The sequence below is a fragment of the Chryseobacterium formosense genome, from assembly GCF_900116415.1.
Taxonomy (GTDB): Bacteria; Bacteroidota; Bacteroidia; order Flavobacteriales; family Weeksellaceae; genus Chryseobacterium; species Chryseobacterium formosense.
This window is the reverse complement of the sequence record NZ_FPAP01000002.1, coordinates 1065075-1091219: the sequence shown is the minus strand read 5'-3', so window position 1 is coordinate 1091219 and position 26145 is coordinate 1065075. Positions and strand designations below refer to the sequence as shown.

Sequence of the window (26145 nt, the reverse complement as noted above, 5' to 3'; positions counted from 1 at the left end):
TGGTATCACAATTTAATTATAAAATTTTCATTTATTTTGTAATTCAGAAATTTCAGACATAAACATGAGACTAAAATTAACTCTCTTATTTGTATTTGCTTTTATATCAATCTCTTGGGCTCAACGAGTTTCTATTAACTGGGATGGTGCCAAAATTCAAGATTATGGTGATGTAAAAGTGAATCTTCCGAATTTTAAAAATGAAGGTTTTTCTTACAGCCAAAATAATATTTTTATATTTAATCAGCAAAAGGCCGGAGAAAAACAGCTTCGTGTATCTAATCTAATATGGGAAACGGTATCTACTAAGGATTTATTTGATTTAGATAAAAATTTAATTCAGGATTATGATATTGCAGATATCAACTACTATTATTCTGAGGGGGAAAGATATGCAAGTGTGCACGTTGGTCTTTTTAAGAATGTAAAAGGGAAAGTTCAAAGACTCTCATCTTTTGATATTACTGAAACCAATAATTTAGCCTCAAACTTTTCGGCCGCTAAAGTTGGAACAACACAAAACCCGCTTTCTAGTGGAACTTTTTATAAAATTAAAGTTGATAAATCAGGTATTTTTAGAGTAACGACCCAATTTCTGAAAGACAATGGAATGAACCCGTCTAATATCAACCCAAAAAACTTCAGAATATATGGAAATGGTGGTGTGATGCTGCCAGAATTTAATCAGGATATAAAATACAGCGCTCTTCAGGAAAATGCTATACAGGTTGTGGGTGAAGATGATGGGGTGTGGAATGATAATGATTATGCACTTTTTTATGCACAGGGGCCAAATGGTTATAATCTTTACAATAAATCCAATGGAAATGGTGTTAAAAGAACGGATGGCAGAAATGACCGCAGTGAAAATCTGAAGAATATTTACGAAGATTTCTCTTATTATTATATCAATTTTGACAAAGGAGAAGGAAAAAGAGTACAGAATATTGATGTAAATTTACCTGCAACAACTCTCATCTCAAGATATGATGACTATCAGGTTATCAATAAAGATGAGAGAAACTTAGTGAAAGTTGGACGAATTTGGGTGGAAGATCAAAGTTTTATTACTGATAAAGCTGTTACATTTAACCTTAATTCACCGATACAAAGTGGAGACGTCATCCGTTACAGAACAAATGTTGTTGCTTGGAGATCACAGAATAATAAAATTGATTTTAATATCAATGGTCAAAATCCTGATTCTCGTGTTCTTGTATCAACAGGACTCAACCCTCTCCCTGATTTTTATCCTGTTCAATATACCGGAGTTATCAACAATCTTTCGGGAAATCAGATTACGATTAATTACAAACCAGACATTTCAACAAATCCTAATGGTACATTTTATCTGGATTATGTAGAAGTACAATATAAAGAAGACCTGAAATACAATGGTTCGCAAATGAACTTCAGAGATTTTTCTCTGGCAACAGGAACTGGAACACAGTATGGCTTCAGTGTTTCAAACACAGGAAATATGGAGCAGATTTGGGATGTTACCGATATTACCAATGCTAACAGAAGGGTAAATAAAGCTACCGGAAGCGGAAGTTTTAACTTTGGGTATGCAGCTTCTAATCCTAATTTCAACAATGAATTTGTTGCTTTCAGAGCAGATGCGGCATTTTCTCCGCAGTTTGTAGGAAGAATTGCCAACCAGAATCTTTCTGCATTGCAGAATGTAGATTATCTGATCATTACTACTCCTCCATTTATGTCTCAGGCTCAGAGAATTGCCAATTATCATCAGACAAAAAACAATTATAATGTTCAGATTGTAGATACTGATAAAATTTATAACGAGTTTGGAAGTGGAAGCAAAGATATTACTGCTATAAGAGATTTTATTACCAAACTCAATACGCCTTCTGGAACTTTGAAATATGTTTTTATTTTGGGTGACACTTCTTACGATTACAAAAACAGAATTTCTAATAATTCTAACATCGTTTCAAGTTATCAAAGTGAGGAATCAACAGATTTTGTGGCTTCATATGTAACTGATGATTATATTGTCATGACATTCCCTCAGACATCAGAATATTTATACAACAATCTTCCTGCGCTACCAATAGGCAGATTACCTGCTGCAAATCCTACCGAAGCAGCCAATATGATTGATAAAACATTGGCTTATTATAATTCTTTACCGGGACAATCGACCCCATTTGGAGAATGGAGAATGAAACTTGATTTTATAGTGGATGATGACAGAGACAACGGTACACCTTTTCATAATACCATGAACAATTCATTGGTAAATACCTTTGAAATTCCGGCTGTAACTGATCTTAAAGAATATAATGTAAGAAAATTGTATCTGGATGCTTTTCAGGCACAAAGTACGGCAGGTGGTCAAAGGTATCCTCAGGTAAATCAGGCAATATCAAATGATATTGGTAACAGTCTTTATCTTTTCTATTTCGGGCATGGAGGTATTAACGGATGGGCTCAGGAAAGAGTTTTAACAACAGATGAAATTCAAAACTCTAATAATTTCTCTAATGTCTACAGCAGATTTCCATTTGTTTCAACCATTACCTGTGAATTTACACTGTGGGATGAACCTTCTACTTTTTCGGCAGGCGAGCAATTCATCAAGTTAAAACAGGGAGGTCCTGCTGCGATGATTACCTCAAGCAGAGCTGTAAGTGTTTCATATGGTGAATTGTTTACTGATCTTTATACAAAAGAAATGTTTAGAATGACCGGTGACGATTTCAATACCATCGGGAATGCCCATTTAAATGCAAAAAAATTGAGACCTGGAGATTCAAACCATTTAAAAGTAAATGTTTTGGGAGATCCGGCAATGAAATTGAGCAGACCGCAAAGATTATTGGTGATTGATAATATAGAATCTCCGGTTCCGGGATTGATCAGAGGATTAGATTTCGTGAAAGTAACTGGTCATATTAATAATCCAAACGGAACTGTAAATACTACATTTAACGGAAGGGTTGTTATTAATATTTTTGATAAAAGACTAAATAAAACCACATTAAATAATGACGGAGGTCTTACTCCGCAACTACAATATACAGAAGAAGGAAGCGCCATTGTAAAAGCTTCAGGAACTGCGGTAAACGGAGTCTTTACTGTTGAATTTTACGTACCGAAAGACATCAACTATGCTGTAGGAGATGGTCGAATTTTAGGATATGCAGATAACAAATCTATTGATGTATTCAACAATCAGACGGTAAGAGTTGGTGATCTTAATCCTAACGGAATTAATGATAACGAACCGCCGAAGGTGAAACTTTACATGAACAATACCAATTTCGCAAACGGTGGAATCACAGATCAGAATCCTATGCTTTTGGCTTGTTTAACGGATGATACCGGAATAAATTCAACAGGTTCTGGTATTGGTCACGATATTACTGTATATTTGGACGGACAAATTATTAACACAGTCGTTTTAAATGACTTCTTCTCTTCAGGGGAAGGAAATGGATGTTTAAATCCTGCTTTAGCAGACTATCAGAAAGGAAATGTATCTTACCCTTTCAGAAACCTTGCATTAGGACAACATCAATTAACATTTAAAGTTTGGGACATAAACAATAATTCAACAACCGAAACGTTAAACTTTGAGGTTAAAGACGAAGCCGATCAGCATCTGATTATCAACAAACCGCTAAACTGGCCAAATCCTTTCACCAATAAGACCTACGTTCAGTTTGAACATAATTGTGATGATATTTTGGATGTAAACGTTCAGATTTACACCATTACAGGAAAACTGGTAAGAACTTTAACAAATGTTGTAGTCGCAGAACCTTTCCTACAGGGCTTTAGAACGCCACGTCAGGCAATAGAATGGGACGGAAAAGACGATTTTGGTGACACAGTTGCAAAAGGTACGTATATTTTTAAGATATTTGCAAAAAGTCAAAATCAAGAAAAATGCAAAGGTAGTGCTACAGCTGTAGAAAAAATGGTACTTTTGAAGTAAATAAATAATTAAATAGGACTATCAATAAAAAACTGATAATATATAAAAGACAACATATGAATTTAACTACTAAACTGCTTTTAGGGATTGGTTTGAGTGCTGGGTTTTTAGGCTACGCGCAAGATTTGAGTCAGGTAAGACCTGTATTAACCGGAGCTCCATTCCTTAGAATCGCACCAGATGCAAGATCAGGAGGTATGGGGGATCAGGGTGTGGTAACTTCGCCTGATGCTTTCTCACAATTCTGGAATGCGGCAAAATATCCTTTTAGCAGAACAAGTTCTTCTGTAGGTTTAAACTACACTCCATATATGGGAAAACTAACCAATGATGTATTTTTATTGTACGGTGCTTTCCATAAATTCTTAGGTCAGGAAGAAAGATCTACCATCTCTGCGAGTATCTATTACTTCAATATGGGAGAAGTAGAACTTACTGAGCTTGGTGTAGACAACACCGTTACTTCAAACGGGGTTTCAAAACCAAACGAATTCTCAATCGACGTTGCTTACGGTCTGAAATTATCAGATTCTTATTCAATGGCTGTTACTGGTAGATTCATCCGTTCAGATTTATCCGGAGGATTCAACACAGATACTACCCTTAAGCCTGCAAACACATTTGCAGTAGACGTTTCCGGTTACTATACATCACCAAGATTCTCAAGTATCGGAGGTATGGATGGTAAAGTAAATGCCGGTTTTGCAGTCAGCAATTTAGGTCCTAAATTAGATTATACAGGTGACGAAAATTCAAGATCTTACCTTCCTACAATGGCAAGATTAGGGGTTGGATACGATATGTATCTTGACGATATGAACAGAGTAGGAATTTCTGTGGAAGGTTCTAAAATCTTAGTACCTGGGTCAGAATTTGTAGGTACAGACCCGAATACAAGACAGCCGATCTACGCTGTACCAAACGTTGGGGTAATGTCTGGGATCGGAAAATCATTCAAAAATCCTAATTCAATCATGATGAGTGGTGCATTAGAATATTCTTATGACAATGCATTCTCTGTAAGAACAGGTTATTTCCACGAAAGTGAAGAGCAGGGAGCAAGACAGTTTGCAACGGCAGGTATCGGTTTGAAATACCGTTCTTTCGGTCTTGATGTTTCTTACCTTATCAATATGTCTAAAATTAATACTGCTTTGGATAACACTCTTCGTTTCGGTCTTACCTGGAACATCGGTGATGAAACATCTAATGTAGATTATTAAAAACATCATATAAAAGTTTTGAAAAGTCTCATTTTATGAGGCTTTTTTTATTTTCTATAATTTTGAATAAATCTCTATAGACATTTTGATAAATATTAAATAAAAATTCATAATTCACTTACGAAGTAAAACTGACAATTCACATATAACCCCTATTTTTGCAGTATGAACTATTCTTCGGAGCTTAAAAAAATCGTTACCAGCCAATATGTTTATTCTTCCATCAGAATTACATTGGCAACGGTGATCCCGTGTTTAGTTCTCTCCTACTTCGGAATCCTGAAAGAATACTTTCTTTTTCCTTTGGGAACCAGCTTTGTGGCCTTAACCGATCAGCCGGGACCATTCATCAGACGCAGAAACTCACTGACTTTTGCCATTTTCTGCTTTGTAGTTGTTGCATTAATTGCTAGTTTAGTCAAAGGAATAATTCCGCTTGTTCTTTTAGAAATTGTCGTTTTTGGAATGTTCTTTTCCCTGATCGGAGTGTATGGACAAAGATTGGCGGCAGTCGGTTCTTTAGCCTTGGTCGTTTTAGCCATATTTATTGACGGACATTTAACCGGTGTAAATATTCTTAAAAGTCTTGTTATTTTTGCAGCAGGCTGCATTTGGTTTCTATTAATTTTCCTGATTGTAACAACGATACAGCCGTATAAACTTGCCAGTCAGATGATTGGTGAAAATTATCTCCAGCTCTCGGAATTTCTTAGAATTAAAGCAAATTATTATCAGAAAAATCCTGATTTTAATAAATTGAGTCTACAGGTTATTGCAAAACAGATCGAAATAAAAAATCTGCAGGAAGAAACCCGTGAAACTGTTTTTAAAACAAGAACAATCGTTAATGAATCAACAACAATCAGCCGATTATTGATGTTGATGTTTCTTAATTCGATGGATCTTCATGAAAAGCTCATGACTTCTGAAAGTGATTACAAAAAACTTCAGCAAAGTTTTGAAGACACCGAAATTTTAGTTAAAATACATGATTACCTGAATATTCTTTCCGAGGAAATTGCCAACATTGGAATTTCCTTGCAAAGCAGTACTCGTGCAAGACCGATTTTCAATCTTCATGATCGGGAGCATGAACTTAATGTTCATTATTTCGAACTGAGAAACAGACAAATGACGCCCGACAACCTTGAGAACTTCATGATTTTACGACAAATCATGATGCGCATCAACGAAATTACAAAGGAAATCAATGAGATTTATAAGGTATTTTCTCAGAATGTGAGATTGGCAAAAAGTCTTTCCACAGGTTTGGATTTGAAAAAATTCATGCCTAATGAACAGAAAATCAATTTTAAGGTTTTAAAAAGCAATATTTCTCTTTCTTCATCACATTTTCGCCACGCGATAAGAATTACCGTTGCGCTTTTGTTAGGTTATCTGGTTTCTTTGCTTCCGTTTGTAGAAATTGGTCATACCTATTGGATTTTAATTACCATTACCGCTATTTTAAAACCAGCCTATTCCATAACGAAACAACGGAACTTTCTGCGGTTTTTCGGGACAGTTGCCGGAGCGGTGATTGCTTATGCTTTATTGCATTTCATTCACGTAAATGCAATTCTGTTTGCGATTCTTCTTTTGAGCATGATTTTATGTTTCAGCTTACTCAAGGGAAGATATTTCTGGGCGGTTTTATTTATGACGATTTATGTCTTTATGAGTTTTAATTTTCTGAATCCCGGAAATGTAAACGTAATTTTTAAAGACAGAATTGTAGATACCATTATTGCAGGAATCATTGCATTTCTGGTTTCATACATTGTACTTCCGGTTTGGGAGCATACGCAGAATTTAGATTTAATGAAAAAATCAGCAGAATCTAATCTCACCTATTTTCACAGTGTGATGTCTAAATTTCTGAATGAGAATTTCGATGTGGAAAATTATAAAGTAAAGCGGAAAAACGCCATTATTTCTTTAGCCAATCTTTCCGATAATTTTCAGAGAATGATTTCTGATCCTAAAAATCAGCAGAAAAAACTTGAAGTCGTGCATCAGTTTGTAGCAACTTCTCATCTGATTACCGCTTATACCGCTTCGCTATCGCAATATGCAAACAGCAATCACGAATATCCCGAAATTGATTCTGAAAGCTGGAGCAAAAAAATAGAATCTGAAATGAATCAGGTCTCAGCAATTCTGAATGGAGAAAAAATCCCGGAAGCTTTGAGAATGGACAGCCGTCTTGAGCCCGAAGATTCTTCTATTGAAGATATGATCCTTCGAAGAAAAACCGAATTGATGGAAAATGAACATTTAGATACCAGAGATCCGAATAAAATTTCTCATTTAACGGAACTTAAAAATATTCACGATGTTTTGGAACTGATCTATGATGTTGCAAAAGAACAGCGAAAAGTGATCGAAAAGTACAGAAACGAAGAGATTACTCCTCAACAATCGTAAAGCAATATTCGTCGAAAAATTCAACTCTCGCTTTTAGTTCATCCGAAATTTTATCGTCGTGAACCCTGCATTTTATAGAATGAAGATGTTTTAATTCAAAAGGTCTTACTTCATAATGTTTTTTCAGAGACCAGTGTTTCGAATGATGAATTTTATACATGCTTTCTTTTACACTCCAGATAATCGTATAAAAAACAACTTCCGTATCAAAAGGAATAAATCCGCGCTCATTTTCGTAGGTGAATTTATCAATCACCCTCAAAATTTTGGGATTAAATTTCTCAATATCAATTCCGATTTTATTTTTTGAAATCGCAATCGCTGCAAAAGGAAAAGAATGCGTAATCGAAATTTCAGCATCTTTTGGAGACAAAAATGGTTCTCTTTCTTTATATAATATTTTTGAATATGGTTTTAAACCTTTCAATAATTTACGAACCATCAAAACCTCCAACAATTTTTTCGGATGATAATCTTTTACTTTTTCGGCATTTTCAGGCTCTAAAAGCGTATTGATATCCAAATTTTCAGTTTCATCGTATTTCCATACGAGAATCGTAGCATTGTCATCTGAAAAATCGCGGTAAAGAGGCATTGAGTTTGTTTATCATACAAAATTAGTAAAAAAAATTTTGGCTGGAAGTTGGAAGATGGGTGATGGAAGTTTTGCAATTCGAATTCTGAAGTGATATTATTATTCAAATTATATTTTAACATACAGTTTGTCATGCTGAAAGCATCTCAATACTTTAGTTTTAATATTGCTTAGATGCTTTCAGCATGACAAACGAAGCGCAAAATTTTAGACAAAATAAAAATCCACTTAAATCCTAAGACTCAAGTGAATTCAATATTATTTAAAGCAAAGAAAACTAAAACAGTTAGTAGTAAAACTTCCCGTATCCAGCTTCCATCTCCCAGCTTATTTCGATTGGTGATTCTGATCGTTTCTGTGCTCCATGATTTCCAGATTCTCGTCTACGAAATAGGCACTTCCGAAACCATTTACATAAGAACCTTTCGTTGGATGAAGACCGATTAAGATAAAATCTTTCATTTCAGCAATAACATCTACTACTTTACCGTGCGTTTCTTTTAATTGAGAAACTACTGTATTCCAGACTTCAGAATCTCTTTCAACCTGCGAAGTCGAAGCTTCGATTGTTAATCTTTCTCTCGCATAAATTTGCTTTGTAGCAGATTCGTCTTCGATGAACATCACCGAAGTTTTTCTTCCGTCTGCAAGATTCTTTGTATGTTTTGCCATAAAAGAAACCAGAATGTAAAATGTATTTCCTACCTGTACAAATGGTGCATAGCTTGAATTCGGAGTTCCTTCTGCATCTACCGTTGCAAGAATAACACTGTTACTTCTTTCAATAAGTTCTTTCACTTTTGGAGCAAGTGGCTTTGCCTGTCTTTTTGCTTCTTCCTGAGTATTTGTATGATTCATAAATAGATTTATCTACCACAAAAATACACTATTTAGATTTAAAATAAATAAATTTAAGGCTACAATATCTCATATTTCCGATTTTTCAGCCGTTTTTTTATCTTAATTATTAGTTGTAATTTTGCGTTTTAAAATTTGAAATAAAAATATTCATACGATATGAGTACAACAACACAATACGTTCCTTATAAAGTTAAGGACATTTCCCTTGCAGAATGGGGAAGAAAAGAAATTACTTTGGCTGAGGCAGAAATGCCGGGTTTAATGGCAATCCGCGAAGAATACGGACCATCTCAACCGCTTAAAGGTGCAAGAATCGCAGGATGTCTTCACATGACTATCCAAACGGCTGTGCTTATCGAGACTTTGGTAGCTTTAGGAGCTGAAGTTACTTGGTCTTCTTGTAATATTTTCTCTACACAGGATCACGCTGCTGCTGCAATTGCTGCTGCAGGAATCCCTGTTTACGCTTGGAAAGGTCTTAATGAAGAGGAATTCGACTGGTGTATTGAGCAGACGTTATTTTTCGGTGAAGACAGAAAACCATTGAACATGATTTTGGATGATGGTGGAGATTTAACAAACATGGTTTTTGATAAATATCCAGAATTCACAAAAGATATTAAAGGACTTTCTGAAGAAACTACAACCGGAGTTCACAGATTGTACGAAAGAATGAAGAACGGAACTTTGGTAATGCCTGCAATCAACGTAAATGATTCTGTTACTAAATCTAAATTCGACAACAAATACGGATGTAAAGAATCTGCAGTAGATGCTGTAAGAAGAGCGACTGACGTCATGTTGGCCGGAAAAAGAGTGGTAGTTTGCGGATACGGAGACGTTGGTAAAGGTACTGCTGCATCTTTCAGAGGAGCGGGTTCTATTGTTACGGTTACTGAAATCGACCCGATTTGTGCGCTTCAGGCTGCAATGGACGGTTATGAAGTAAAAAGATTAGATACTGTTGTTGTTAACGCAGATATCGTAATTACGACTACCGGTAACTTCAATATCGTAAGAAAAGAGCATTTCTTAAAATTAAAAGACAAAGCGATCGTTTGTAACATCGGTCACTTCGATAACGAAATCGATATGGCTTGGCTGAACGAAAACTACGGTCACACAAAATCTGAAGTGAAACCTCAGGTTGACATCTATACTTTGGAAGAAGGTAAAGAAGTGATCATTCTTGCTGAAGGTAGATTGGTAAACTTAGGTTGTGCAACTGGTCACCCATCTTTTGTAATGTCTAACTCTTTCTCGAACCAGACTTTGGCTCAGATCGAACTTTGGAACAACTCTGAAGCTTACGGAAACGAAGTGTATATGTTGCCAAAACATTTAGATGAAAAAGTTGCAGCGCTTCACCTTAAGAAATTAAGCGTAGAATTGGAAACTCTTTCTCCTGAACAGGCTGAATACATCGGTGTTGACGTGAAAGGACCTTTCAAACCTGAGTATTACAGATACTAAAAATTGTCATCCTGAGCTTGTCGAAGGATCTCATATAAAAATAAAATCCCATTATTCAAAATAGTGGGATTTTTTATTTATATTCCTTCTAAAGTCAATAAGGAATTCTTATTTTTGAAAAATTAAAAAATAAGAATGAAGAAGTATTTTTTCCTTGGCTTAGTGAGCTCAGTTGTCTTTTTAAACAGCTGCAACAGTACAGATGAAAACGAGATGATTATTGATCCCATTGCAGAGCCTAAAATTCTGTTGAGCAAAGTCACCACCGTTTATTACGACAATCCCTCCAATCCGGAAACGACCGTTTCAACGTTACAGTATAATAATCAGGGACAATTAATAAAAACAACGACTGCAGGAAGAAATTCAACCAACGAATACGATTCATCAGGAAAGCCTGTAAAGACAAATTATTACAAAACAGACGGCACGTTAGAATATTATTCACTTTATACATACAGCGGAGACCAACTTCAGAATGTAAAAGCAATCTACAGCAATCCTGATTTTAACAGAACAATAAACTATACCTACAATAACGGAAAAGTAGCTACTTCTACCCTTTGCCAGACCGCAGACTGCAGTAATCCGAGTGTTTCAAACTACACATACAACGGTGACAACATCACACTGGAAACTTCAGAAATGGGTGGCACTATTCCTATATCTACCAAGCATGAGTATTTGTATGACAATCAACTGAATCCGTTTACTTTCACCAACAAATATTTTAGAATAATGATGGGCGGTGCGCATGCTTTAAGCAAAAACAATTATGCTTCGGAAAGAATCAGTTTCAAAGACAATGCCGGCAATTGGGTGCAAAACCAGCAGGTGATTTATGATATTCAGTACAACAGTGCTCAGTTGCCAAGTCAGGTTATCGGAAAAGACACAAACGGCAATAATTACGTAAAATACAATTACGAGTACATAGCACAATAAAATTTGCACAAAGTATTTTTAGGAGCTTAATCCTGCTATCCGCTATATCTTTTTTTCCTTTGCTTACCCTTTGAAAAAAAAAGGATGTCGCTTCTATCAGGGCTAAATAAGTAAGTTATTATTTACCAAATTGAGAAATACTTTCAGACGAAGAGGAAATAAATATCTTCATCAATTCAAAAAAACATATATTTGAGTTAATAATAAAAACAGAAAAATTACATTTAATGAAAAAACAGGGAGTCTCTAATGCTTTTATTGCCGCATCTTGGATCGCTTTAGGAGCAGGAATGGTCGGATTTATTGTCGGGTTGGCAAGAGCAGAAATGCAACTGAATGAAAAAGGATATTACTTCACCATCCTTCTTTATGGTTTATTTGCAGTAGTTTCTTTACAAAAAGCAGTGCGCGACAGAATGGAAAACATCAAAGTAACAGACATCTATTACGGAATCTGTTGGTTTGCAACGATATCATCAATTGTTTTACTCATTATCGGACTCTGGAATGCCAACATTCTACCAAGTGAAAAAGGTTTTTATGGCTTTGCCTATCTTCTTGCTTTATTTGGAGCCATCGCCGTTCAGAAGAACACCCGAGACAATATGATGCAGGAATAAAACAATATAGACTCACCAAATTGGTGAGTTTTTTTTTATTTTTCGTACCTTTATATTTCACAAAATATTGATATGCTCAAAAGACTTTTACTTTTTATTTCTGTTATTTTCATGCAAACAGCAAATGCTCAGAATGAATTCATCACCGTTTGGCAGCCCGGAATTACATCAACACCTGTTGTAACGGTAGATGCACCGTCGCAAGCCACTTCCAATCAGATATGGTTTCCCGGAACAGGAACAAATTACACCATTCAATGGGAAGAAATTGGTTTTCCTCAACATCATGGGATTATGGAGAATGTAACCTCAACCGGTCAGATTTTAATTGATTTTGGTACTCCAGTAAGAGAAGATGGATCAAATACGACATACCGTGTAAGAGTTTCAAACGGAAACGGTACCTTTCAACAAATAAAATTTGCAACACATCAGATCATGGATTTTTCTGCAGATGTTCTTTTACCTCAATTACAGATGAAAGGAAGTGCAGATAAGCTTCTTACCATTGAACAGTGGGGAAATATAGAATGGACTTCTATGAATGCAGCATTTGCCAATTGCCAGAGAGTGGAAATGACCGCCACAGACTCACCGAATTTGAGCAATGTTACCGATGCTTCATTAATGTTTTACAGAGCAAATGCTTTCGCAGGTAATGATTTTATGCAGAACTGGGATACATCAACAATTCAGAATTTCAGTTTTATGTTTGCTCTACAGCACCTTCCGGGGCAGATATATTCTCCCTCACTTGCCGCATTCAATCCACCCAACCTGAATAACTGGGATGTTTCTGCTGCCACTAACATCAGCTATATGTTTGCAGGAAGAGGACTTTTTAATCAAAACATCAGCTCTTGGGACGTTTCCAATGTTATCACTGCGGCATGGATGTTTACTGCCTGCAATACTTACAATCAACCTCTTAACAGCTGGAATACTTCAAATTTTAGACATATAAATAATATGTTCTCTTCAACAGGAGCTTTTAATCAGCCGTTGGATAATTGGGATACCTCTGAAATAATAAATATGAATGGAACCTTTTCTAATGCTCAGGTATTTAATCAGCCTCTGGAGATGTGGGATGTGAGCAAAGTGAAAAAAATGGGATCAATGTTTGGCCAGACCCAGTCTTTCAATCAACCACTCGGCAACTGGAATCTTCCTTCCCTGGAAAATGCAAACGGAATGTTCGCAGGATCAGGGATGAACTGTGAAAATTACAGCACAACACTTTTAGGATGGGCAGACAATTCCAACACAGCAGGTAATGTACTATTTACCAACCTTCAGCCCATGCAATATGCTGCCAATGTCATTTCCAAAAGAAATATTCTCATCGGTAAAGGCTGGACATTTTCCGGAGATGTCTTAGGAAGTTGTATATTAAAAACTAACGAAGCTATTTTTTCAAACAATGTAAGTATTTACCCAAATCCTGTTACAGATTTTATTTATATCAAAAATTTAAAAAGTTCAAATGTAAGCTATAAAATTATTGATGCAAGCGGACGAATTTTGGATCAGAACATTTTAAATAAAGAAAATATTGATGTAAATAGTCTCGTTCCTGGAAATTACATTTTACAAATCATCACAAAAGATAAAATACATTCATTCAAATTCATTAAAAAGTAAAAAGATAAACCTCACGAGTTGTGAGGTTTATTTATATCTGAGTCAGTTCACTTTTAATGATCAAAATGATTAGGATGCTGATTTTTGATGTCATTTACTGTTCCTAAAACTTTATCTTTCAAAGAATCCTGATATTTCTGAAGATTTTCAGCAATCTTTTCATCGGCAGTTCCTAAAATTTTTGTGGCTAAAATTCCAGCATTTAAAGCTCCGTTCAGAGCAACTGTTGCGACAGGAATTCCTCCCGGCATCTGCAAAATTGATAAAACAGAATCCCATCCGTCAATAGAATTGCTCGATAAAATCGGAACCCCGATAACCGGCAAAGTTGTACAGCTTGCCACCATTCCCGGAAGATGAGCCGCTCCGCCTGCTCCGGCAATAATTACTTTAAGACCTCTTTCTTTTGCTGTTTTTGCATAATCGAACATTCTTTCGGGAGTTCTGTGCGCCGAAACAACCGTCAGTTCGTAAGGAATATCCAGAGATTTTAAAAAAGTTGCTGCCTGTTCCATGATCGGTAAGTCGCTCTGACTTCCCATGATGATTCCTACCATTTTTCTTTCGTTTATTAGATTCTTCAAAGATAAGGATTTTAGAAGTGAATGGGGAATGGTAAATTGTCAATTTGCTTCGCTGTGAATTTTAAATTTAATTTCATTGCCACTATTTGTCATCATCTTTGTTTTTAACACAAAGATTCGCAAAGCTTTTTTACCACTTAATATTTTAATGGTTCGCAAAGGCATTTCATTCAACAAAAGAAACCCAAATTATCCGACCATGACAGATAATGAATATGTAAATTCACAATTGACTTGCGACGCAAAATTGACCATTCACAACAAGAAAATCTTATCTTTACAGCCCCATTTCTCTATACTTTGAAGAATTACAAACTCACATTAGCCATTTTTACCGTCGCCATCGTCTGGGGCACAACATTTCTTGCCATTCGGGTTGCCGTAGAAACCATTCCGGCTTGGTTTGTGGCAGGAATTCGTCAGTTTCTGGCAGCCATGATTATGATGGTGATTCTTTTAAGCAAAAATGAATTCAAATGGATTGGCTGGAAAAATTTAGGGTATCAACTTATATTTTCAACGCTGATGCTGATTGTAGCCAACGGAATGACGACTGTTGCTGAAGAAGAAATGACGAGCAGCCTGACTTCATTGATCAGCGCCTGTTCGCCCATTGTTGTTTTTCTTGGAAGTGTTGCGATCGGATTGCAGAAATTTACGATCAGAGCGTTTTTGGGAGTTTTACTCTGTTTTAGCGGAATTTTATTTATTTTCTGGGATGGTTTAGCCGATATGGCAAATCCGGATTACAGGATGGGAATTATCTATCTTTTCATCGCCATTGCAGGTTGGGCTTCCGGAACTATTTTCACCAAAAAACTGAATATTCAAAGCCGTAATATCTCGCTCAACCTTTTCTACCAATTTATTTTTGCAGGAATTGTACAGCTTTGCTTTGCTTTTCTGTTCTCAGAATCGTATAACTTTGAAAATTGGAGCATAAAAAGTATTTCAGCAATGATCTATCTCGCTGTTTTCGGTTCTGTTGCAGCATTTTTTGCGTTTCATTATGCTTTAACGAGGGTTTCTCCGGTTCAGGTTTCAATTTTAGCTTACGTCAATACGATTATTTCTATATTTTTAAGCTGGTTAATTTTAAATGAGAAAATTTCTGCTAAATTTATCATTGCGGCAGTTTTGATTATCGTCGGAGTTTTTATTATTAATTATAATAAAGAGTTTTTTAAAAGGAAAAAGATTGAGGACGTTTAATAAAATTTTGTATAAATTTAATTCGGATAATATTAATTCCTAACAACCATGAAACAAATATTTTTTTTAGTTTTAATACTAATCTCATCATTACATTTAGCTCAAGATATAAAATACACAGATTCTGAAATCAATAAAAAACTTGATTCCATAAAAGCCGAGGGAAACCTTCTTTTTTTATTAGAAAATTCTTCATGGCAATCTACAGACCTTGCAAGAGCAAATAAAAAAATAAGTAAAAATTTTGGAGGGTATATTACTTACAAAAGCAATGATACGGTAAAAACTGTTATTTTAAATAAAGATAAAAGTTTAGTGATTGCAGAATATTCTTTTAAAAATAATTCTAAAAAACCTGTAAAAGAAAATATATCTCAAAGAAATTTGAATTCTGATGAGGCCGCATTGAAAAATATCCGTGCAAAATTAATTTCACAATTATCTGATCCTAAATATCAAGTTGGCGCTCCTGAAGGTTTTAGCCTGAATATTATTACTATTCCTTTCGAAACAAATTATAAAAACTATATTATTACAGGCGCTTCAGAATCTAATGTTATTCCTTTTGGAAATGATTATATTTTTGTAACAGACAAAGAAGGAAATATTATCTCGAACAAAAAATTTCATTCAAGATTGATCCCTACAATGACAGCAATGCCAGAAGGAAGCATAATGACGATGTCTACACACAGCCATTTAAAAACAAATCCTTTTATTTCAGCAACCGATATTTGTACTTTCAGATTATATGCCCCATTTACTAAACTTGAAGAATTTTCTGTTTATTCATCAATAGTAGGTGGATATATGATTTACAATTATAAAAAAGATACACTTGTAAAAGCGAAAGATATTAAATAATGAAAAAAACTCTCATCATCTCCCTATCAATAATCGTTTTAATTATTTTAGCAATCACCATTTACTGGAATCTTCCTATAGAAATAACCAGAAAATCGGATATAAAAACTGGAAATGGAATCATTGAAAACATCGAAAACTACCGAAAGAACAGCTATAAACTTCCTGAAGAAAATGATTGGCAGACTTTGGAGCAATTAGGGTTAGAAAAAGACAATCACTCAAAACCTGTTTATACAAAAGATGAAAAAGGAAATTATGAATTGTTTTACGATGACGGTTTAGGAGGACCTTATTTATTATGGAATTCTACCGAAAAAAAATGGACAATTGATTTGCCGAAAATTGTTTCAAAATAAAAAAAGACTGCTTTTGGGCAGTCTTTTTCAATATTTTAAACAGTTTAAGCAATCACTCTCACCATCGCTTTTACCTGAATCAGTTTCTCCATCAGTTCTTCTCTGGAGTCAGCGAGAACATTGATGTGTCCCATTTTTCTTCCCGGCTTGGTTTCTGTCTTTCCATAAAGATGAATGTACGTTTCCGGAAGCTTTAAAACTTCTTCCATTCCTTCATAAATTACTTTCCCTGAAAATCCTTCTGCTCCTACCAAATTCAGCATTCCGCTGTAAATAATAGCATCGGTATCTGCCAAAGGAAGATTTTTTACGACACGGTACATTTGCTCAAACTGTGAATTGGCATTTCCTTCCTGACTTTGATGTCCGGAATTGTGTAATCTCGGAGCCGTTTCATTGACCCACACTTTTCCTTTTTTATCTAAAAATAATTCAATCGCAAAAAGCCCCGGAGAATTTACAGCTGCAAGGAATTTTTCAGTAATAGAATCAATCTGCTCTTCAATTTCTTCCGTTAAATGAACCGGACAAACATTGAAATCAAGCAGGTTTAATTTCGGATCAGCCACCATTTCCGTTACAGGAAAAGTTTGTGTTTCTCCGTTTTCGTTTCTTGCAACAATCACCGAAAGTTCTTTATCGATGTCCACCAGTTTTTCCAGAACGGAATCCTGAGTCCAAAGGTTTTTCATGTCTTCATTCGTACGAATCACCTGAACTCCTTTTCCGTCATAACCTCCTGTGTTCATTTTTTGTACGAAAGGAAGCGGCATTTTTATTTCGTCTGAACTTCCATCCATAATTTCAAATTCAGGACTCGGAATATTGTTTTCTTCATAAAATTTCTTCTGAAGAATCTTTTGCTGAATAGTTTTAATAATCTGAGAATTCGGAACAACTTTGACACCCTGATTTTCAAGTTCGGCCAAAGCATCTGCATTCACATGCTCAATTTCAATCGTGACAACATCTTTATCTTTTCCGAATTCTAAAACGGTATCATAATCATTGAAATTCCCTTGTGTAAAATATGAAATATTATGACAAGGCGCATCTGAAGCCGGATCTAAAGTATAAAATTCATCATCATATTTCAATGCTTCCTGAATCAGCATTCGTCCTAACTGACCGCCACCTAAAATTCCTATTTTCATTTTTTATTTTGATTTTTTATTAGATTTTAAATTTAATTTAACCGCAATCTGCGCAACGATTTTTTACTATTTGTGTGTATATTTTAAGTTCACAAAGGTGTTTTACTCAGCGAATAGTGCTTTACATTTTATATTTTATCAATTTTCAAATATCCCAATCCCATTATATTTTCCTGATTTTCTTCATCAGATTTCGTTAAAATAATAGAATACTTTTCTTTCATTTTTTCGGGAAGAATATCATTTACATTAAAAATATCATCAATATCAACACCGTGTTTATCGTCGATGTGACTTACAGCTCCTTCAAAACCCATGGTTTTGTAAAACTCAGTTTGTTTTGCCTTCTTCACAATTTCAGCCATTGAAGTTCCCACCATCAAATGCTGTTCGTGAAACTCTTCAAAATATCCTTTTTTATATCCGCCTAAATTGATAAAGTACAGTTGATTCTCAGAAGCCTTTTCTCCTTTTTCTACAATTTTCACTTCAAAACCATCTGCAAATTTCACTTCCTGATAAGCATCCAAATGAATTTTTCCGTCTGCTTCTTTCCAGAACTCTTTAATATCGGGGACGAGATCTTTCAGACTTTCTGCAATGCCGAAAAATACGTCATGTTGCTCAATATTTCTGCCCTTCGGAGTAGCTCCGAGGATCATGTAAAACAGTTTCATAGAAGTTTCCATGGTGCAAAAATACGGCAAAAAATAATCTTGGATGAATGTTTGCCCGAAAACCGCAATAGTTTTATATTTGTAGCATGTCGGAGATTATTATTCTTTTTCTTGGCGCTATCTCAGCCGGACTTTTGGGTTCACTCACCGGTTTGGGAGGAGGAGTTATCATTATCCCTTTATTAACGCTTGGTTTCGGTGTTCCTATGCATTATGCAATTGGCGCTTCATTGATTTCGGTAATAGGAACTTCTTCCGGAGCTGCCGTAGCTTTCGTAAAAGAAGGGTTTACCAATATGCGAATCGGGATGTTTCTTGAAATTGCCACCACTTCAGGTGCTATTGTAGGAGCTTTGGTTTCCGGAATGCTGAATCCAAATACCATTGGAATCATCTTCGCTAGTATTCTTTTGCTGACTGTTATTTTAAATCTTAAAGGTAAACCCGACCATCAGGAAACCCTGATTAAAGGAAGTTTAGAAGATAAATTGAAACTATACGGAACTTTTCCAGACAAAGGTATCGTAAAAAGCTATGCTGCGAGAAATACCGTTCCTGGATTCTTTATGATGATGTTTGCAGGGGCAATGTCCGGACTTTTAGGAATCGGTTCCGGAGCTTTGAAAGTTTTGGCGATGGACAATATGATGCGACTTCCATTTAAAGTTTCTACAACGACAAGTAATTTTATGATCGGCGTAACGGCGGTTGCAAGTTCACTGATCTATTTCCAAAGAGGAGAAATTATTCCCGTGATTGTAGCACCGGTTTTGGTAGGTGTGGTTGTCGGAAGTTTTATAGGTTCTAAAACTTTGATGGTTTCAAAAACGAAAAAACTGAAGACTTTCTTCGCTATTGTGATCACCATTCTTTCAGTTTACATGATGTATAACGGTATTAGAAGCAATTTCTCATGAAAAAGAACTTCACTGATATAGATCTAAACCGTTCTGTGGGAAATCTCCTCCGTTTGGGTGTAATTTTATCGGTTATAACGTCTCTGATTGGTTTTATCAAGCTTTTTACAGAAGGTTTCAAAATGCCACGAAAATACACGATGCTCGACATGGGAACGTCTTCAGAAAAGGTTTGGGGACATTTTTGGGATACGCTTTGCAAAGGCGAAGGAATGGCCATCATTCAACTCGGAATCTTAATGCTGATTTTCACACCATTAATGAGAATTATCTTTGCATTAATCGGCTATCTGAAAGAAAAAGATTACGTGTATGTTGTAATTTCTTCAATTGTTCTGGCGATTATGGCGGTGAGTTTCTTTACCGGGTACGCTCATTAGAATTTGATGTTTGAAATTCAAGATTAATTACAAATTTTGAACATTAAATATTGAATTTTGAATTTGGTACATACTTATATTTCATAGAATTCCAATGGTAAATCATCCGGATCCTGTGTAAAGAAAAACTCTTTTCCGGTAAATTCATCGATGCGGATTGTTTCACAATCTAAACCTTTATTAATCAATTCCTGGCGTTTTTCACCAACGTTTTCTACAGAAAAAGCCAAATGCCTCAAACCACAAGATTCAGGTCTTGAAGGACGTTTTGGAGGATTCGGAAATGAAAATAATTCAATCACGTAATGATCTCCAATTGCTAAATCCAGTTTATAAGACTGCCGTTCTTCACGATACACTTCACGAATAATATTTAATCCTAAAACATCCGTATAGAATTCTTTTGAAACTTCGTAATCTGAACATATAATGGCGATATGATGAATTTTCATAAATATTTATTTTTTGCAGTTTTCTTTTCTTCTTGTATCGATTAAATATTGAATTTTCCAGGTATTATTCTGCTGTACCAGCTGAAAACTATTGGCCCCGCAATGTGAAAATTTTCCTTTAAAATAAAACTCATAAGGTGTAAAAACACTGGCAAGATTACCATCGATCTGAATTGATAAATAGCTTATCTTTTCATCTAAATCATTTTTAGAAAAACCGGAAACGGAAGAAATAAAGTTTTTCAGTTCTTCCGTTTTTACATTTCCTTCTTTTGAAATAGTCTGTAGAATTGCATTGTCAGAAAAGGCCGAATTTACCATTTTTGCATCTGCATTTTTCATTCCGATAAAAAGATTATTGATGGTTTCTTTAATCTGAGTTTCATCTAAAGCCTGTGCAAAACAGAAACAATTGATAAACAAAAGAACTGTAAAAAATATTTTTTTCATTTCTGAGGTTTTAACAGATAAATTTAATGAAAATTTTATTTCGGAATCTCTGTAAATTATACATTTTTAAGAATATTTAAACTTGAAAAAAGCCAAAAATATCTTACTTTTATTACTTTATTAGAACAATATGTTGACCTTTTATTATATTTTCATCTCTTTATTATTCATTTTCACCATCTTACCAAAAATCCCAAGTTCACACTGGATTTTCCGTGTGCCGGATTTTGGCAAAATTCAGATTACTTATCTTACGATTATTCTTTTCGGTATTGGGTTTTTCGTTGAAAAAAATCAGTATTTCTGGTATTCTCAGGCTTTTTTACTGGTACTGTTTGTTTATCACGGAATTACATTGGTAAAATACACTCCGCTTTATCCTGTAAAAAAACATCAGAGAAATTCTCATTCATCGCAGAAGATTCATTTTATTTCGGCAAATGTTTATCAGTTTAATACAGAATTTAACCGTTTTATTGATCTCATCAACCGAAACAAGCCAGAAATGTTTTTAACGATGGAAAGTGACAGTCATTGGGAAAACGCATTGCAGGTTTTGGAAAAAGATTATCCGTATCAGCATAAAGTCACTTTGGAAAACACATACGGAATGCATTTTTATTCAAAAATAAAAATTGAAGATTCAAAAACGCATTTTTTTGTGGCAGATGACATTCCGTCAATTGAAGCGCATTTAAAAACTGAAGAAGGTTTTGAATTTGTATTTTTTGGCGTTCATCCACCACCTCCGAGTCCTACTGAAGAAGAAACCTCCAAAGAAAGAGACGGAGATATTTTAAGTGTGGCCAAAAGAGTGACGGAAATACAAAAACCCGTGATTGTTGTCGGAGATTTCAACAATGTAGCATGGTCAAAATCTTCCATCTTATTCAGAAAAACAAGTGAACTTATCGATCCGAGGGTTGGTCGTGCTTTTGTGTCTACTTTCCATGCGAAATACAGGCTTTTCAGGTTTCCTATTGATCTGATGTTTCATAGTGAAGATATTTTCATTGAAGAGCTAAAAACCCTTGAAAACTTCGGTTCTGACCATCTACCGGTTTATTGTGAGTTTTTTATTGATGAAAAAAACGACCAACAGGAAGAACGTATTGAAACAGCTGATCATGAGGAAAAAGAGGAAGCTGAAGAAATGATTCAGGAAGGAAAAGAGGAAGACGGGGAACGGGATACGGTGGTAACGGAGGATTGAATATTAATGATCAACGCTCACTTTGTCATAAAAATCGGAATGACAAAGTAAATGTTTAAATTCAATCTAACGTTTAAAACAAATATTAATTAAAACCTCATCACATCCTTTACTACTCCATTTTTCTGAGTGTGCTGTAATAGCTCCTTTTCAATAAATGATTTTACCTCCTCCTCAGAACCATCATTCGGGAAAAGCAAATGAACATTTGCTCCTGCGTCCAAAGTAAAAAACAATGGTAGTTTTGTTTCTCTTCTAAAGTCCCAAATTTTATTGATAACGTCTAAAGTTCCGGTTTTCATCAGAATAAAAGCTGGTTCGCTCATCATCATCATGGCATGAAGTGTTAAAGCTTCATGTTCCACCAATTTGATAAATTCTTCCATGTTTCCGGATTTCAGAATTGCTTTCATCGGAAAAAAATTTTCTTTTGCTTCCTGAAACCTTCTTTCTGCATACGGATTGGTATTCATCAAACCATGTCCTACTGTCGAGGAAACACTTTTTACCCCTTCATGAATCAACAAAACCCAATCATTAAAATCTTTAAAAACAGGATGAATTTCATCGTCAGAATATTTTACTGCAAATAAATCTGAACTCCCTTCAACCTCATCAGATTCTCCCCAGACAACTAATCCGTTGTACAGGCTTCTACATGCACTTCCGCTTCCGAGTCTTGCCAAAAATGATGCTTTTGTTGTGTTGGATGATGGATGCTGAATGTCAGAAGAAAAATACTCATCTAATTTCATCAGACACTTTGCAATCGCTCCAAAACCCGAAGCCGAACTTGCAATTCCTGAACTGTGAGGAAAGGTATTTTCTGTTCTGATCATATATTTTCCTTTTAAAATCCAGGGAAGATATTTCTCTATATTTTTGAAATATTTTTCGATTTTTTCAGCAAATTTCATTTCTTCATTTCCTGCTAAAAAAGTCTGAACAGAAAAGGGTTCGTTTGCCAAAAATTCCATTTCTGTATTTGTTTTACAATGATTCAAAGTAAAACTAATACTCGGATTTGCAGGAATTTGATCCTTATATTTTCCCCAGTATTTAATCAGAGCAATATTTGAGGGACAGCTTTCTGAAACTGTTTTATTCTGTATCGTAAAATTTTCTTTTCCTAAAAAATCGTTTGTTGTCATTCTGTAAATGTTTTTTTAACCACAAAAGTCACAAAAGTTTTAATTAGATTTTTCAATTTAAGTTAAAAAAAAACGATTCATAAAGATCAAAAAAGAGGTGAAAAATTAAAATTTTCTTTTTTTTGCACTTTAAAGACCTTAAACTCAAAACTTATCTTTTGTGACTTTTGTGGTTAAAATTTATGGTTAATTTTAATACATTTTTTCAATTACATCTGAATATTTTTTCAGCACAATATTTCTTTTCACTTTTAAAGTCGGTGTGATTTCTCCGTTGCTAATTTCAAATTCTGATGGCATTAATGTAAATTTTTTCACTTTTTCAAAATCAGAAAGATGTTGCTGAATTTCTTTTATTTTCTCTTTATAGAAATCATTAATTTCCTTTTTATCAACGATTTCTTCCCAGTTGGTAAACGGAATATTTTTCTTTTTTAAATACTCTTTCAGAAACTCAAAATTCGGAACAATCAAAGCTGAAACAAACTGTTTGCCTTCAGCTATCAAAACAATCTGCTGAATGAAATTATTGTTGGTCAGAAGGTTTTCAATCATCTGAGGCGCAATATATTTTCCGTTGGAAGTTTTCATCAGATCTTTTAAACGATCTGTAATGGTAAGATTTCCTGTGGCGTCTATCTTTCCTGCATCTCCGGTTTTGAACCAACCGTCTTTCGTAAAAACTTTTTCCGTTTCTTCAGGTCGGTTGTAGTATCCTTTCATAATTCCGTTTCCTTTTGCCTGAATTTCATCATTTTCACCTATCCTGATTTCTACTCCGGGAAGGGTTTTTCCGCTTGTTCCATGTTCAAATTTCGTTAAAGGAAATAATGTTAAAGTTGCTGTCGTTTCAGTCAGACCATATCCTACCGTAACATGAATTCCCATCGAGTCAAAAAAACGGGTTACTTCCGGAGATAATGATGCTCCACCACAAGGCAAGAACCAAAGCCTACCGCCCATTTTTTCTTTTACTTTACTGAATACCAAAAGATCAGCAACAGTTTCTTTTATTTTTAAACCAAAAGGAATTGGTTTTTCATTTCTTCTTAATTCTGAAGTTTGCCAACCCGTTTCCAAAGCCCAGTCGAAAATTTTCTTTTTTAATGATGAACCTTCTTCCGCTTTTTCTAAAACTCCTGCATATATTTTTTGAAAAAATCTCGGTACAGCACACATCATCGTAGGTTTTACTTCTTCCAGAGTTTTGGCAATGTTCTTCGGATCTTCTAAAAAATAAACTCTTGCACCTCCATATAAACAAAGCAAACTCCAGCTTCTTTCAAATACATGAGTCAACGGTAAAAATGCCAGCGAAAGCTCTTCCTCAAAGTTTTTAAACTTAAAAAATTCAAAATGTGCATCAAAAGCTTTGATGAAATTCCCGTGGGTCAACATCACTCCTTTTGGTGTTCCAGTTGTTCCTGAAGTGTAGATTAATGTCGCAACCTCATCATATTCTTTTTTGCAGAATTCTAATTTGGGCGACGATTTAGCAATAAAATCTTCCAGATAAAAACTGCTGAATTCTTTCTTGATCCAGACTGCTTTTTTAGAAACAATAATTGTTTCAAGGGTGCTTTCTTCTTTTTTTACAAGATCCAGACAAGCATCGTACTGAGACTGATCTCCTGCTAAAATCAGTTTCGCTCCGGAATCATTGATAATATATTCTGCCTGTTCAGCATTATTTGTTGAATAAATAGGAACGGTAATTGCCCCGATCGCCATTGCAGCCAAGTCAAAGATCATCCATTCGGAAGAATTATCCGAATAGATGGCTACTTTATCATTCTCCTGAATTCCTGCATTTCTCAGTGAATTAGCTGTTTTATAAATGATTTCGCTGAATTTCTTCCAGCTCAATTCCTTCCACGCTCCTTCTTTTTTCTTAAAGCCAATCGCTGATTTTAAAGGATGTTTTTCTACATTTTTTCTGATGATTGCCTCTGCAAGATTCATTCGTTTTTATTCAGCTTTTTGTCGTTAATATAATTATTGAGATGAAAGTTGATGCTTTCTGAAACAGGAATAAACTGATAATTTAGTTTTTCCTTTATTTTTTGATTGGAAATTTCGGTCATTGTCGAAATAGATTCAATATTCGTTTTGGTAATTATTCTTAACTGAGGAATCAGCCACCCCAAGAAAATATTGGCTGCTCTTCCCAAATTCAGCTGAGATCTTGAAAGAATTTTAGCTTCCTTCAGTCCTAATTTTGTTCGAATCTGTCTTCCTAAATCAGCATATCTTTTACCTTCGGAAACAACCACAAATCGTTCTCCGAAAGTATTTTTTTCCATGAGTTGAATTGCAATTTCAACGACATCTCTTACATCCACATAATTAGTTCCACCTGAAAAAGTAAAACTGTTTTTCTCAAAAGTAGGAAAAATATCGCCACTGCTTTTGCCCCAGTTTCCGCTACCGATAATCATTCCGGGATTAATGATGATGGTATTTAAACCTTCCGCAGAAGCTCTCCAGACTTCCATTTCAGAAAGATGTTTTGAAATGGCATACGCAGAATGCTCGTCTTTTGCATTAAAATCAGAACTTTCATCAAGCTCGCCTTTTTCATTCAATAAATCTAAAACGGCAATAGAGCTTACGTGAAGAAATTTTTCAACTGTAGAATTTTCACAGGCAAACAGCAAATTTTCTGTGCCTTTGATATTGGTGTGCTCCATTTCTTTTTCATCTTTCGGATGAAAACTCACTTTTGCAGCACAATGATAAACTTCTGTAACATCTTTTAGAGCCAGCTCGATAGAATGAATATCGTCAAAATCAACATCAACCCATTCGATTTGATTAAAAAAACCGTCCGGATTTTCAGTATAAAACTGATAAGAATGCTTTACTTCGGCGATATTGCTTGAAGGCCTTTTGGCAGCACGTACTTTTCTTCCTTTTTTCAGAAGTTCGAGAACGATGACTCTGCCTAAAATTCCTGTTGCTCCTGTTACAAAAACCATTA

Annotated in this window: 23 protein-coding genes; 13 read left to right on the top strand and 10 right to left on the bottom strand. The window is 35.0% G+C overall.

Annotated features, from left to right (window positions below):
- Positions 1 to 64 precede the first annotated feature (64 nt).
- The 3 genes from porU to BM371_RS11370 all read left to right on the top strand — a co-directional run bounded on the left by porU (position 65) and on the right by BM371_RS11370 (position 7614).
- Positions 65 to 3964, top strand: a complete 3900-nt coding sequence (gene porU / locus BM371_RS11380; protein WP_034674354.1) for a type IX secretion system sortase PorU — start codon at positions 65 to 67, stop codon at positions 3962 to 3964.
- 56 nt (positions 3965 to 4020) lie between these two features.
- Entirely contained in the window at positions 4021 to 5187 is a 1167-nt protein-coding gene (gene porV / locus BM371_RS11375; RefSeq protein ID WP_034674352.1) for a type IX secretion system outer membrane channel protein PorV, read from the top strand.
- A gap of 165 nt (positions 5188 to 5352) precedes the next feature.
- A complete protein-coding gene (locus BM371_RS11370) occupies positions 5353 to 7614 on the top strand; it encodes an FUSC family protein (RefSeq protein WP_034674349.1) in 2262 nt (753 codons plus the stop codon).
- Here BM371_RS11370 and BM371_RS11365 read toward each other — a convergent pair.
- Positions 7595 to 8209, bottom strand: a complete 615-nt coding sequence (locus tag BM371_RS11365) for a 4'-phosphopantetheinyl transferase family protein (RefSeq protein ID WP_034674347.1) — start codon at positions 8207 to 8209, stop codon at positions 7595 to 7597. The two genes, BM371_RS11370 and BM371_RS11365, sit on opposite strands and share 20 nt — an antisense overlap.
- Positions 8210 to 8536: 327 nt before the next feature.
- Positions 8537 to 9067: a HugZ family pyridoxamine 5'-phosphate oxidase gene (locus BM371_RS11360; RefSeq protein WP_034674345.1), complete on the bottom strand. Its 531-nt coding sequence runs from the start codon at positions 9065 to 9067 to the stop codon at positions 8537 to 8539.
- A 159-nt stretch (positions 9068 to 9226) separates the two neighbouring features.
- Here BM371_RS11360 and ahcY point away from each other — a divergent pair, with 159 nt between their 5' ends.
- From ahcY to BM371_RS11340, 4 genes are all read left to right on the top strand, one after another.
- Positions 9227 to 10543, top strand: a complete 1317-nt coding sequence (gene ahcY, locus BM371_RS11355) for an adenosylhomocysteinase (RefSeq protein ID WP_034674342.1) — start codon at positions 9227 to 9229, stop codon at positions 10541 to 10543.
- Between the two features lie 135 nt (positions 10544 to 10678).
- Positions 10679 to 11488, top strand: a complete 810-nt coding sequence (locus BM371_RS11350) for a hypothetical protein (protein WP_034674340.1) — start codon at positions 10679 to 10681, stop codon at positions 11486 to 11488.
- A gap of 227 nt (positions 11489 to 11715) precedes the next feature.
- Complete coding sequence (gene yiaA, locus BM371_RS11345; RefSeq protein ID WP_034674338.1) at positions 11716 to 12108, top strand: inner membrane protein YiaA; 393 nt, start codon at positions 11716 to 11718, stop codon at positions 12106 to 12108.
- 72 nt (positions 12109 to 12180) lie between these two features.
- The gene (locus BM371_RS11340; protein WP_051882631.1) at positions 12181 to 13752 is read left to right on the top strand and encodes a BspA family leucine-rich repeat surface protein; all 1572 of its coding nucleotides are present in this window, start codon (positions 12181 to 12183) and stop codon (positions 13750 to 13752) included.
- A 53-nt stretch (positions 13753 to 13805) separates the two neighbouring features.
- Here the strand turns inward: BM371_RS11340 and purE are convergent, their stop codons facing one another.
- The gene (purE, locus tag BM371_RS11335) at positions 13806 to 14309 is read right to left on the bottom strand and encodes a 5-(carboxyamino)imidazole ribonucleotide mutase (RefSeq protein ID WP_034674337.1); all 504 of its coding nucleotides are present in this window, start codon (positions 14307 to 14309) and stop codon (positions 13806 to 13808) included.
- 327 nt (positions 14310 to 14636) lie between these two features.
- Between purE and BM371_RS11330 the strand changes: the two genes are divergently transcribed.
- From BM371_RS11330 to BM371_RS11320, 3 genes are read left to right on the top strand one after another with little or no spacing between them, the layout of a single operon-like run.
- Positions 14637 to 15548 (top strand): DMT family transporter, encoded by a 912-nt coding sequence (locus BM371_RS11330; protein ID WP_034674336.1) that lies wholly within the window; start codon positions 14637 to 14639, stop codon positions 15546 to 15548.
- Between the two features lie 48 nt (positions 15549 to 15596).
- Positions 15597 to 16412 (top strand): hypothetical protein, encoded by an 816-nt coding sequence (locus BM371_RS11325; RefSeq protein WP_034674334.1) that lies wholly within the window; start codon positions 15597 to 15599, stop codon positions 16410 to 16412.
- Complete coding sequence (locus BM371_RS11320) at positions 16412 to 16771, top strand: hypothetical protein (protein WP_034674333.1); 360 nt, start codon at positions 16412 to 16414, stop codon at positions 16769 to 16771. The genes BM371_RS11325 and BM371_RS11320 overlap by 1 nt, the downstream gene beginning before the upstream one ends.
- 44 nt (positions 16772 to 16815) lie before the next feature.
- On the opposite strand, the gene BM371_RS11315 is transcribed toward BM371_RS11320, so the two are convergent.
- Both BM371_RS11315 and BM371_RS11310 read right to left on the bottom strand, forming a co-directional pair.
- Positions 16816 to 17925, bottom strand: coding sequence for a 5-(carboxyamino)imidazole ribonucleotide synthase (locus BM371_RS11315; protein WP_034674332.1), 1110 nt, complete (start codon positions 17923 to 17925; stop codon positions 16816 to 16818).
- A 128-nt stretch (positions 17926 to 18053) separates the two neighbouring features.
- The gene (locus tag BM371_RS11310; protein WP_034677117.1) at positions 18054 to 18602 is read right to left on the bottom strand and encodes a DUF1543 domain-containing protein; all 549 of its coding nucleotides are present in this window, start codon (positions 18600 to 18602) and stop codon (positions 18054 to 18056) included.
- 86 nt (positions 18603 to 18688) lie between these two features.
- On the opposite strand from BM371_RS11310, the gene BM371_RS11305 reads away from it, so the two are divergent.
- Complete coding sequence (locus tag BM371_RS11305; protein WP_034674331.1) at positions 18689 to 19519, top strand: sulfite exporter TauE/SafE family protein; 831 nt, start codon at positions 18689 to 18691, stop codon at positions 19517 to 19519.
- Entirely contained in the window at positions 19516 to 19899 is a 384-nt protein-coding gene (locus BM371_RS11300; RefSeq protein ID WP_034674330.1) for a DUF1634 domain-containing protein, read from the top strand. The genes BM371_RS11305 and BM371_RS11300 overlap by 4 nt, the downstream gene beginning before the upstream one ends.
- A 74-nt stretch (positions 19900 to 19973) precedes the next feature.
- On the opposite strand, the gene gloA2 is transcribed toward BM371_RS11300, so the two are convergent.
- Both gloA2 and BM371_RS11290 read right to left on the bottom strand, forming a co-directional pair.
- Positions 19974 to 20351 carry an SMU1112c/YaeR family gloxylase I-like metalloprotein gene (gene gloA2 / locus BM371_RS11295; protein ID WP_034674327.1) on the bottom strand — a complete coding sequence of 126 codons (378 nt, stop codon included), beginning with the start codon at positions 20349 to 20351 and terminating at the stop codon, positions 19974 to 19976.
- 6 nt (positions 20352 to 20357) lie between these two features.
- The gene (locus BM371_RS11290; RefSeq protein WP_034674325.1) at positions 20358 to 20801 is read right to left on the bottom strand and encodes a nuclear transport factor 2 family protein; all 444 of its coding nucleotides are present in this window, start codon (positions 20799 to 20801) and stop codon (positions 20358 to 20360) included.
- A 130-nt stretch (positions 20802 to 20931) separates the two neighbouring features.
- On the opposite strand from BM371_RS11290, the gene BM371_RS11285 reads away from it, so the two are divergent.
- Positions 20932 to 22014 carry an endonuclease/exonuclease/phosphatase family protein gene (locus BM371_RS11285; RefSeq protein ID WP_034674323.1) on the top strand — a complete coding sequence of 361 codons (1083 nt, stop codon included), beginning with the start codon at positions 20932 to 20934 and terminating at the stop codon, positions 22012 to 22014.
- Positions 22015 to 22103: 89 nt separating this feature from the next.
- On the opposite strand, the gene BM371_RS11280 is transcribed toward BM371_RS11285, so the two are convergent.
- The 3 genes from BM371_RS11280 to BM371_RS11270 form a co-directional block, all read right to left on the bottom strand.
- Positions 22104 to 23165: a diphosphomevalonate decarboxylase gene (locus BM371_RS11280; RefSeq protein WP_034674321.1), complete on the bottom strand. Its 1062-nt coding sequence runs from the start codon at positions 23163 to 23165 to the stop codon at positions 22104 to 22106.
- Between the two features lie 192 nt (positions 23166 to 23357).
- Entirely contained in the window at positions 23358 to 25127 is a 1770-nt protein-coding gene (locus tag BM371_RS11275) for an AMP-dependent synthetase/ligase (RefSeq protein ID WP_034674319.1), read from the bottom strand.
- On the bottom strand, positions 25124 to 26143 hold the full coding sequence (locus BM371_RS11270) for an NAD-dependent epimerase/dehydratase family protein (protein WP_034674317.1): 1020 nt from the start codon (positions 26141 to 26143) through the stop codon (positions 25124 to 25126). The genes BM371_RS11275 and BM371_RS11270 overlap by 4 nt, the downstream gene beginning before the upstream one ends.
- Positions 26144 to 26145: the final 2 nt, after the last annotated feature.